Source organism: Allobosea sp. TAB14 (assembly GCF_052113865.1).
In the GTDB taxonomy this organism is placed as follows: Bacteria; Pseudomonadota; Alphaproteobacteria; order Rhizobiales; family Beijerinckiaceae; genus Allobosea; species Allobosea spartocytisi.
Genome location: NZ_JBFRDQ010000157.1, coordinates 1 through 9,682, shown reverse-complemented (window position 1 = coordinate 9,682; position 9,682 = coordinate 1). Strand labels below are relative to the sequence as shown.

The 9,682-nt window shown below is 66.8% G+C and carries 12 protein-coding genes; 4 read left to right on the top strand and 8 right to left on the bottom strand.

The window, feature by feature from the left end; all coding sequences use genetic code 11:
* On the top strand, positions 1-180 hold a 180-nt coding region (locus AB4Y99_RS20630), incomplete at its 5' end, for a GtrA family protein (protein WP_441524632.1).
* A gap of 28 nt (positions 181-208) precedes the next feature.
* Here the strand turns inward: AB4Y99_RS20630 and AB4Y99_RS20625 are convergent.
* The 3 genes from AB4Y99_RS20625 to AB4Y99_RS20615 form a co-directional block, all read right to left on the bottom strand.
* The gene (locus tag AB4Y99_RS20625; protein WP_441524631.1) at positions 209-679 is read right to left on the bottom strand and encodes a hypothetical protein; all 471 of its coding nucleotides are present in this window, start codon (positions 677-679) and stop codon (positions 209-211) included.
* A 5-nt stretch (positions 680-684) separates the two neighbouring features.
* Positions 685-1,488 (bottom strand): hypothetical protein, encoded by an 804-nt coding sequence (locus tag AB4Y99_RS20620; RefSeq protein WP_441524630.1) that lies wholly within the window; start codon positions 1,486-1,488, stop codon positions 685-687.
* 179 nt (positions 1,489-1,667) lie between these two features.
* Positions 1,668-2,360 (bottom strand): class I SAM-dependent methyltransferase, encoded by a 693-nt coding sequence (locus AB4Y99_RS20615; protein ID WP_441524629.1) that lies wholly within the window; start codon positions 2,358-2,360, stop codon positions 1,668-1,670.
* Positions 2,361-2,514: 154 nt separating this feature from the next.
* Here AB4Y99_RS20615 and AB4Y99_RS20610 point away from each other — a divergent pair, with 154 nt between their 5' ends.
* On the top strand, positions 2,515-3,768 hold the full coding sequence (locus AB4Y99_RS20610; protein WP_038359054.1) for an SAM-dependent methyltransferase: 1,254 nt from the start codon (positions 2,515-2,517) through the stop codon (positions 3,766-3,768).
* Here AB4Y99_RS20610 and AB4Y99_RS20605 read toward each other — a convergent pair whose 3' ends face one another.
* Positions 3,769-4,677, bottom strand: coding sequence for a DMT family transporter (locus tag AB4Y99_RS20605; protein ID WP_441524628.1), 909 nt, complete (start codon positions 4,675-4,677; stop codon positions 3,769-3,771).
* 91 nt (positions 4,678-4,768) lie between these two features.
* On the opposite strand from AB4Y99_RS20605, the gene AB4Y99_RS20600 reads away from it, so the two are divergent.
* Entirely contained in the window at positions 4,769-5,701 is a 933-nt protein-coding gene (locus AB4Y99_RS20600; RefSeq protein WP_441524627.1) for a LysR substrate-binding domain-containing protein, read from the top strand.
* 111 nt (positions 5,702-5,812) lie between these two features.
* Here the strand turns inward: AB4Y99_RS20600 and AB4Y99_RS20595 are convergent, their stop codons facing one another.
* The 4 genes from AB4Y99_RS20595 to carA all read right to left on the bottom strand — a co-directional run bounded on the left by AB4Y99_RS20595 (position 5,813) and on the right by carA (position 8,846).
* Complete coding sequence (locus AB4Y99_RS20595; RefSeq protein ID WP_112762688.1) at positions 5,813-6,238, bottom strand: group III truncated hemoglobin; 426 nt, start codon at positions 6,236-6,238, stop codon at positions 5,813-5,815.
* A gap of 50 nt (positions 6,239-6,288) precedes the next feature.
* A complete protein-coding gene (locus AB4Y99_RS20590) occupies positions 6,289-7,107 on the bottom strand; it encodes a prephenate dehydrogenase/arogenate dehydrogenase family protein (protein ID WP_441524626.1) in 819 nt (272 codons plus the stop codon).
* Between the two features lie 172 nt (positions 7,108-7,279).
* Positions 7,280-7,609, bottom strand: a complete 330-nt coding sequence (locus AB4Y99_RS20585) for an NIPSNAP family protein (RefSeq protein WP_112762686.1) — start codon at positions 7,607-7,609, stop codon at positions 7,280-7,282.
* A gap of 28 nt (positions 7,610-7,637) precedes the next feature.
* A complete protein-coding gene (gene carA / locus AB4Y99_RS20580) occupies positions 7,638-8,846 on the bottom strand; it encodes a glutamine-hydrolyzing carbamoyl-phosphate synthase small subunit (RefSeq protein ID WP_441524625.1) in 1,209 nt (402 codons plus the stop codon).
* A 156-nt stretch (positions 8,847-9,002) separates the two neighbouring features.
* Between carA and AB4Y99_RS20575 the strand changes: the two genes are divergently transcribed.
* Positions 9,003-9,464: a GatB/YqeY domain-containing protein gene (locus AB4Y99_RS20575; protein ID WP_038359043.1), complete on the top strand. Its 462-nt coding sequence runs from the start codon at positions 9,003-9,005 to the stop codon at positions 9,462-9,464.
* Positions 9,465-9,682: the final 218 nt, after the last annotated feature.

Here is a 9,682-nt window from a genome sequence, read left to right as displayed (position 1 = left end):
GGCTGGCGCTTCGGGCTGATCGCGGCCGGCGGCTTCGTGCTCACCGGCCTGCTGATGCATCTCTTCGTGACCCGGCTCGGACTGCCCTATCTGCCGATGCAGTTCGTCACGACGGGGGTGGTGATGGTGTTCTCGTTCCTCGGCCACAAATTCTTCAGCTTCGCCGACCGGGCGAGTTGACTGGCATTTCGCCCGCCTCCACCCGATCTCATGGCGACGGGGCGACGGTCAGCTGGAGTTGCCGGCGCCCGATGCGGCCTTCCTTGTCAGTCGCCTCGATCTCGATGACATGCGTGCCGGGCGGTACCACCACCGCCGGCGCATCGATGCCGGCCGGCGTGATGAAGGTCTTGACGCGCTCGGTGATGTCGAGCGGGGGCTGGCGGCGATAGAAGACGCGCACGGTCGAAGGATCGACTGGCACGCCATTGCTCGGCACGAAGCGCACGGCCAGGCGGAAGGGCTTGCCGTCGACGCCCTTGTCGGGCGTCGGCAAGGTGTCGATCCCGGGGCCGCGCGTCAGGTTGCGCGTGCCCGTGGCGGCGGTGCCGGCGGCCGGCAGCGCAGCCTCCTGGCGCGTGATGAGCTGGATCGGGTCGGCGGCATGGGCGCTCGACAGCATGGCGGCGGCAGCGAAGACGGCAGGCAGAACGTGCCGGACAAGCACAGTCTCGATCATCTTTCTTATTTCACTCCCAAAATTCCGGCAATGATGCCGGCAATGGCAGAAATAACGGTCGTGGCCATCAGGATCGTGGTCTCGATGGTCTTCAGGGTTTCCATCGGGATCTTGCCGTGAACAGCCAGCAGCCCCTTGCGCAGTTCCGGCAGCGAGACGAGGCCGCGCGCGGTCAGCGCAGCCTGCGTCGCGCGCAGCAACATCCCCGAGAAAAGGGAGGCACCGATGCTCAGCGCATAGAAGAACGTCTCGCGCCAGGCTGCCGATCCCTGCGGAAGGAGCGGTATGTTGTCGTGCCAGCCCAGCCACGCGTTCATTGCTGCGACGGAAAAAATCGCGAAGGCGAGGGCGATGCCGATATCGAAGGCGATCAGCCGTGGCCGGACGCCGAAATAGATCAGGCCGGTGGTGAAGGGAATTGCGATCGAGGCAAGGCGCAGCGACCAGAGGGGCAAGTCGAGCCAGAGCACGACCGAGCCATAGGCGCCGAGCAGCAGCAGGAAGCCGAGCGGCAGCACCCAGAAACGCCGACGCGCCGCGTTCAGGGCGGGCGGCAGCTCATCGGCCGGAGGCATAGCCTCGGGCAGGATTGCCGCCTTGGCCTCTGCCGCGGGCGGCGCCGGCACGGCCGCGACTGCGGCGCGGTCCTCCTCGGCTTTCCTCTCGAAGGCGGCGAGACGCTCTTCCAGCGTATCGAGGCGGCGCAGCAGCGGCAGGACGGGCGTGAGATCGCGCCCGCAGCAGCGGCAGGACAGCACGCCCCGGTTGAGCATTGCGTCGCAATAAGGACAGGCGAATTGGTCCTGCACGGGCATTCCGGGCTTGGAGACAGTGACTTAGTGGCGGTGACGTGGAGACAAGCCGCGCTCAAAGCCATATTTGCCGGTCCGGATCAAGTCATTCCGTCGGGTTCAGTTACGGAATGCCCGGCGCCTTCCGTACWCTGTCTGCACGAGAAGGCTTTCCAAGAGTCAGCGCGCGCCGGCCTTCAGGCCGGCCTGATCGCCTTGAAGGTCATCCGATGCGGGTTGTGGCCGAAATTCGCGGGCCGCTGGATCTCGACGAAGCCGGCCTCGCGCAGCAGGTCCTGGACGGCTTCCGGCGTATAGGTCGAAAGGCCGTATTGGGCGCGGAGCTTGCGATAATCCGAGAAGGCCGTGCGGACGAGCCCGGCAAGAGCTGCCAGGAAAAAGCCGCCGCGCCAGCCGAAGGCAAGGAGCTGGATGGCGTCCGTCAGGGGGCTCACATCGGGCGGGATGACGTCGGCGAGGACGAGGGCGCCGCCGGGCTTGAGCCGGCTGTGCCAGGTCGCGAGCACGGCTTTCAGCTCGTCGCGGGAGAGGTACTGGATCAGCGAATTGGCGACGACGAGGTCGAGCGACGCCTCGGGCAGGGCCTCGACCTCCTCCGGCGAGACGACCGCGACCGTCTCCAGCCGTCCGAACTGTCCGCGCAGCTTCTCACGGACGCTCGGCGCCGCCTCGCAGAGATAGAGCTTGCCGCAGGCCCGCGCGACGCGGGCGGCATCGAGCGCCTCGCCGCAGCCATGGTCGAGCACGACCGCTGCGGGCGAGGGGATATGGCCGATCAGGTCGCTCGCGATCCCGCGGTAATGCAGGGCCTTGTGGCGTGGCGAGACGTAGATCGCATGCTCGCCGTTCCAGAAATCGCGCCAGGACATGGGTTCGCTCGATCCTCGGGCCGGGTGCGGCCTCTTCCTTGCGACGAGTAAGCGAAAGCCGGGCCGCTCCGCAACCACAGGGCTTTCGGCGCGGCGCCGTTTGCGATTAGCTCGTCGGGCTGCCCGCGACTCGCGGGGTCAACGGGGATCGCCGATGCTGCTGCTGCCGCGACTGCTCAAGGGGTTCGTCCGCCAGGGGCGCCTGACTGTCGTCACCCCGGATGGCAAGCGGCATGTCTTCGGCCCCGGCCCGGCCGAGATGYTGTTCGCCGGGGTGCGCAAGATCGCGCCCTCCGTCACCGTACGCTTTCATGACGACCGGATCGAGCGGGAGCTCTTCCTCAATCCCGAGCTGGCGTTGGCCGAAGGCTACATGGACGGGCGGATCGACTTCGAGGAAGGCACGATCCACGACCTGCTCACGCTGTTCTGGCTGCAACGGAAGGAACTGCGCAAGCATCCGCTGCAAAAGGCGATCCGGCAGGTTCGCTTCCGCATAAGGCGCTGGCGGATGCACAACCCGCTCGGTGCCGCCGGCAAGAAGGTCAAGCATCACTACGACATCCCGACCGATTTCTACCGGCTCTGGCTCGACGAGACGATGACCTATTCCTGTGCCTACTGGCACAGTCCCGAGGTCGGGCTGGAGGCAGCACAGAAAGCCAAGCTCCGGCACATCGCCGCCAAGTTGAAGATCGAGCCCGGCATGCGCGTGCTCGACATCGGCTCGGGCTGGGGCGAACTCTCGATCTATCTGGCGAAAGCCTGCGGAGCCAAGGTCACCGGCCTCAACGTTTCGCCCGACCAGATGGCGGCAGCGCAAAAGCGGGCCGAGGCCGCCGGCGTCGGCGATGCCGTGACCTTCATCAACAAGGACTATCGCGAGCTCACGGGGACGTTCGACCGCATCGTCTCGGTCGGCATGATGGAGCATGTCGGCGTCGCGCATTACGGCGAATATTTCGAGAAGATCCGCGATTTGCTGACGCCGGACGGGATCGCGCTCGTCCACTGCATCGGCCGCGCCGGGCCGCCGGGCTTCACCGGGCCGTTCTTCGAGAAGTACATCTTCCCCGGCGGTTATGCGCCGGCGCTGTCGGAGGTGTTCGCGGCGGTGGAGCAGACCGGGCTCTGGTCCTCGGACTGCGAATTTTGGCGGCGCCACTACCACTGGACGCTCGAAGCCTGGCGCGAGCGCTTCATGGCCAGGCGCCAGGAGGTGGTCGGCATGATGGGCGAGCGCTTCGCCCGGATGTGGGAATTCTATCTCTGCGCCTGCTCGATCTCCTTCGACATCGGCGGCGACATGGTGTTCCAGCTTCTGCTCGGCCCGCACAAGAGCGCCGTCCCGATCATCCGCGACTACATCGCGGATGACGAGAAGGCGCTGGCGGCGAAGGGGTTTTGATCACCGCTTCAGGTTGACCACCACGACCCCGGCCAGTGCCATGACGCCGCCGATCAGGCCAAACAGCGTGGGCACCTCGCCGAGCCAGAGGAAACCCAGCAGCATCGCCACTGGCGGCACGGCGTACTGGAAGTTGGAGGCGCGGGCGGCCGGCAGGCGCGAGAGGGTGATGGCCCAGGTGCCGTAGGCGATCAGGCTCGGCACGACGGCGAGATAAACCACCGACCAGAAGGAGACGGCCGGCGCGATCTGGGCCTGGGCGATGGCCGAGGGCAGGAAGGGCAGCAGCACGAAGCCGCCGATGGCCATGTTCCAGGCTGCGACATGCAAGGGCTTGTAGCGGGCGAAGAGCGGCTTCTGCACGACCGTGGTGATGGCGTTGCAGAAGGCGGCGCCGAGGATCAGCAGCACGCTCATGCCGATTTCGACGTCGAGCCCCTTGCCGAGCGCGATCACGCCGATACCGGCGAAGGACAGCGCCGTGCCGAGCCAGGCGGTCAGGCTGAAGCGCTCGCCGAGGATCATCATGGCGAGCACGGCCGTCATGATCGGGTTGGTGTTGATGATGAAGGCGGCAGGACCCGCCGGCACGACGCGCTGGCCGAAATTCAGCAGCAGCGCGTAGCCGGCGATGAAGATCACGCCGCCGACCAGGAAGCGCCAGATGTCGGCGCGCTCGGGCAGCTTCGCCCGCGTCGCGATGAGGAAGAGTGYGGCCGGGCCGCCGGCAAGGGCGAAGCGCAGCGCGGCCATCTCGGCCGGGCCGAAGCCGGCGAGGCCGGCGCGGATCACCGGGAAGGAGGAGGCCCAGGCCATGACCGTGAAAGTCACGGTGAAGACCAGCGTCGGGTCGAGGCGCCTGGCGCCGGGGGCAATGAGCGCAGGGGAGGCGCAGCTCGAGGAGGACATGGCGTCGATCCATCAATGACGAAAGGTTGCTGCCGATAAGCGCCCGCACGAGCTGATTGACAAACGAACAATTCGCGCATGAGCTGTGACGATGGATCACAGCTCGAACCTGCCGCCGCTCGACACCCTGCGCGCCTTCGAGGCGGCCGCGCGCACCGGCAGCTTCTCCTCGGCCGCCGAGGCGCTGAACCTGACGCATGGCGCCATCAGCCGGCAGATCGCCAAGCTGGAGCATTGGCTCGGCTTGCGTGTCTTCTTGCGGCAGGCCCGCGGTGTCTCGCTGACGCCGGAAGGGCAGCGCCTGCTCCAGCGCACGCAGGAAGCTTTCGCGTTGATCGCCGATACTTCCGAACGTTGGCGCGAGGCGCGCGGCGCTTCGGTGGTGCGGGTCAGCGCGCCGCCTTCGGTCTGCGCGCTCTGGCTGATGCCGCGCTTGGCCGTGCTGGAGGCGGGCGCGCCCTCGCTGCGGATCGTGCTGCAGGTCGAGCATCGCAAGGTCGATTTCGAGGAGGAAGGCGTCGATCTCGGCATCCGTTGCGGGCGTGGCGGCGCGCCGGACCGGCTCTCGCTCAAGCTGTTCGAAGAATGGTGCTTTCCGATCGCCTCGCCGGGGCTCGCGGCCGCGATCGGGGAGGGCGCGCCGGAACGCCTGTTGGCGCAGCCGCTGATCCATGATTCCGACGCGGCCGGCTGGAAAGCCTGGTTCGCGGCGCAGGGGCTGGATTATCGCCCGCGCCCGCAGGATCGCCGCTTCGAGGACTACAATCTCGTGCTCGATGCGGCCGCCCATGGGCTTGGCATCGCGCTGGCCCGGCCGCCTTTGGCGCGCGAGCAACTCGCGGCGGGACGGATCGTGCGGGTCGATGCACGCGAAGCGCTGAATCCGGTGTCCTACTGGCTCGACCGGCCGCTGGGGACGCTTCGGCCCTCGTCGGCGGTCCTCGCCGAGCGGATCGCGCGGGAGGCGGGAGCTGATCGGGGAGAGATCGCTACGTTCCTGAGCCGGGAGGCACGCGCGGCCTAGATGCATCGCGCGTCATGCTCGGGCTTGATCCGAGCATCTCATGACCGGCGAGTGCCAGAGCCTCTTTCGGCCTGAGATTCTCGGGTCAAGCCCGAGAATGACGCACTGCATTCACCGCAAACTATGCCGCGGTGCCGCGAATTCGCCGCGCTGGCTGGCGCGCGCCATCTCGAAGCTGTCGGCGATGCGCCGCGCCCGGACGATGAAGGCGTCTGCGATGTCGGGCGCGCAGACCTCGCGCGCCGTCGCCTCGAACAGGTCGAGCCAGCGGTCGAAATGCTTGCCCTCGAGCGGCAGGATCAGATGCGGGCGCATCGGGCGGCCATTGTAGCGGCCGGTGCGCAGCATCACGCCGCTCCAGAAATCAGTGATCTTGGCGATGTGGTCGTCCCAATCCGTCACAGCCGCCGCGAAGACCGGGCCGATCACATCGTCCAGACGCGCCCGCTCGTAGAAGGTGCGGACGAGGTCGGCGATCATCGGCTCGCGCAGATCGGGATGGGCGGCGCCCGGGTAGAGCAGGGGATTGTCGGTCATCGCAGGAGCATTCGCCTTTCCGATATTCTCGTCGGTGAGGATCGCGAAGGCTAGGCCTGCGCGACCTCTGCGACCTTGTGAGGCAGGGCGGGAGTCGTTTGCGCCGCTTCGCCATGACCATGCTCCAGAAACAGCCGCATCTCCTCCGCCAGAGCGAAGAAGCGGTCGCGCACCGCCTTGGCGTGCGGGTTGGCGCGCTCGATCGCCATGAAGACGTTGGGCGCGTCGTAGCGGACCATCTCGGTCGCCTGCATCAGGAGGTCGAAGCTCGCCGTGGTCATCGTCCGAGGCAGCGGCTCCATCCGGACCAGGATCTTGGCGATGAGATGGGTCAGGCCCTGGACCATCGCGACCTCGCGGTCATGGGCGTCGGCTGTCGTCACGATGACCTTCAGCTTCAGCACATGGCGCAGGAAGGCGGCGATGCGCGGCGTGCTGCGGCCGCGGATCGGACACAGCGCGATCTTGAGACCGGCAAGCCCGCCGCGGGCGCTCTGCGGCCCGAAGAGCGGATGCGTGCCGATGATCTCGACATCATCGGGCAGGGCCGCTTCCATCGCCCGGGCGGGGCCGATCTTGACCGAGCCGACATCGAGCACGATGGCGCCGGCCTTGAGATGCGGGCGCAAAGCCGCGATCGCCTCGGGGATCGCCGGAACGGGCACGGCGAGGATGACGAGGTCGCAGGAGGCGACTTCAGCAGGGGTCGCCGGCTGCAGGCCCTTGCCGCTCGTATCGGTTGCGGGCGCGCTGGTGGGGTCGCAGACGCGCAAGGCGAAATGCGGCTGGAGATGGCGGGCCATYAGGCGGCCGAAGGCGCCGAAGCCCATGATGCCGATGGTGGAGACGGTTCTGATCCTGGAAGACATCGCTCTGGTCCGGTGGTGGGCCGCGATGCCGGGTGATCTGCCTGAATTCAACCGCCAGCGCGGCGGTTGAACATGGGAATGCCACCGCCTCTATGAGAGCGGGGCGTAATAGCCGTGAAGGAAGGCGAGCAGGCTGATCATGCTTTGCTTAAAGCGCGCGGGTGCGGTGCTGTCAACCGAGCTTCGGGGAGTAGTCGGTCGGGTTCATCATGCGGTCCTCGATCGCGCCGACCATGTCGCCATGCTCGTTCCGGGTGACGCGCTTGATCTCGCTCCATTCCGGGTCGGCCATGAAGCTCGCCCAGGCGTTCGTTTTCGTCTCGATATCCGGCCAGGCGAGGATATAGGCGAATTCGGTGCGCCCGGCGCTCGCCGTCTCCCACATCGCCACGATGTGGAAGCCGTGGCGCGCCATGATGCGGGCGGCGTGGTCGCGGAAGCGSGCATGGAAGGCCGCCTTGTTGCGCTCGAAGATCTCGTAGATGCGCAACTGGTGGATCATGCCTGCCTCCGGTCGTCCTGGTCGGCCCTCAGGCCGCCTTCTTGCCCTTCTCCGCCGCCATCAGCTCGACGAAGCGGTTGAAGAGATAGTGGCTGTCCTGCGGGCCGGGCGAAGCCTCGGGGTGGTGCTGGACGCTGAAGGCCGGGCGGTCGGTGAGCGCGATGCCGCTGTTCGAACCGTCGAAGAGCGAAACATGGGTCTCGACCGCGTTGGCCGGCAGCGTCGCCGGATCGACGGCGAAGCCGTGATTCATCGAGACGATCTCGACCTTGCCGGTGGTCTTGTCCTGCACCGGGTGGTTGGCGCCGTGGTGGCCCTGCTTCATCTTCATCGTCTGGCCGCCGATGGCGAGCGCCATCATCTGGTGTCCCAGGCAGATGCCGAAGGTCGGGACCTTCCGGTCGAGCAGTTCCTTGATGACCGGCACGGCGTATTCGCCCGTCGCGGCCGGGTCGCCGGGGCCGTTGGAGAGGAAGATGCCGTCTGGGTTCAGGGCGAGGATGTCCTCGACCTTTGCGGTCGAGGGCACGACCGTGACGTCGCAGCCGGCCTTGGCGAGCAGGCGCAGGATGTTGCGCTTCACGCCGTAGTCGATCGCGACGACCTTGTAGTTCGTGGTCTCGCGCTTGCCATAGCCGGCGGGCCAGACCCAGGGCGTCTCGTCCCAGTCATAGCGCTGCGCGGCCGTGACGAGCGGCACGAGGTCGAGCCCGGCCATCGAGGGCAGCGCGGCGGCCTGCTTCTTCAGCCGCTCGATGTCGAAGACGCCGTCCGGGCTATGGGCGAGGATGGCGTTGGGCATGCCGTTGTCGCGGATCAGCGCTGTGAGCGCGCGGGTGTCGACGCCGCAGATGCCGACGATGTTGCGGGCCTTGAGCCAGGCGTCGAAATGCCGGTTCGCGCGCCAGTTCGAGGGCTGGGTGATSKCGGCATGGAKCACGMWGCCGCGCACRCCGGAGGASGCSGCGGCGTTCACCGTCTCGGTGTCTTCCTCGTTCACGCCGACATTGCCGACATGCGGGAAGGTGAAGGTGACGATCTGCCCCGCATAGGAGGGATCGGTCAGGATTTCCTGATAGCCGGTCATCGCGGTGTTGAAGCAGACTTCGCCCGGCGCCTCGCCCACGGCGCCGAGGCCGAAGCCTTCCAGCACCGTGCCGTCGGCGAGCACGAGGAGCGCGGTCGCGCGCGGTTCGGTCCAGCCGCTATCGGCGGGGTTTCCTTCGGTGGCGGTCATGTCTATGTCTCGGTCCAGGCCGCGCCAGCGGCAGAAATGCGGGGGCGGGGCTGCAGAAATCCACTCCGCCGGTCTGGAACGCGAGCCTTAAAGAGCTGGGCGCTGCCCGTCAATGAAGCTTGGCGCAGCCCGCACAAGAGAAAAAGGAACAACGCAATGACGAGCCTCCGCGAGCGCTTCACCAGCGATCTGAAGGAAGCGATGAAGGCCGGCGAGAAGGGCAAGGTCGGCGCGATCCGCCTCATCCAGGCGGCGCTCAAGGAAAAGGACATCGAGGCGCGCGGCGCCGGCAAGGGCGAGGCCACCGCCGACGAGATCCTCGGCGTGCTGCAGAAGATGATCAAGCAGCGCCAGGAATCGATCGCGATCTACGACGCAAACAACCGCCCCGAGCTGGCTGACGGCGAGCGCGTCGAGGTCGCGGTGATCTCCTCCTATTTGCCCAAGCAGATGTCGGACGACGAGGTGAAGGCCGCGATCGACAAGGCCATCACCGAGAGCGGCGCGACCGCCGTCAAGGACATGGGCAAGGTCATCGGCATCCTGCGCGGGACTTACGCCGGGCAGATGGATTTCGGCAAGGTCAGTCCGATGGTGAAGGCTGCGCTCGGCGGCTGAGCCGCTATCGGGTAACGAAGGCTGTCATGCTCGGGCTTGACCCGAGCATCTTGGAAACCAGCGTCCTCTGGTCATGAGATTCTCGGGTCTGCGCTTCGCTTCGCTCGAGAATGACGAGCCTGCCTGGCTGCCTCCCCTTGTGGATATTCCCGACAAGCTCTGTCGAAGCGATGTTCGAGGTTGGCTTTCCATCGCTTAGGGGCCACATCAGACAACAT

Coding starts and splice junctions, on each gene's coding strand:
- AB4Y99_RS20625 (WP_441524631.1), bottom strand. CDS start 679: ATGATCGAGACTGTGCTTGTCCGGCACGTTCTGCCTGCCGTCTTCGCT.
- AB4Y99_RS20600 (WP_441524627.1), top strand. CDS start 4,769: ATGGATCACAGCTCGAACCTGCCGCCGCTCGACACCCTGCGCGCCTTC.
- AB4Y99_RS20575 (WP_038359043.1), top strand. CDS start 9,003: ATGACGAGCCTCCGCGAGCGCTTCACCAGCGATCTGAAGGAAGCGATG.
- AB4Y99_RS20615 (WP_441524629.1), bottom strand. CDS start 2,360: ATGTCCTGGCGCGATTTCTGGAACGGCGAGCATGCGATCTACGTCTCG.
- AB4Y99_RS20595 (WP_112762688.1), bottom strand. CDS start 6,238: ATGACCGACAATCCCCTGCTCTACCCGGGCGCCGCCCATCCCGATCTG.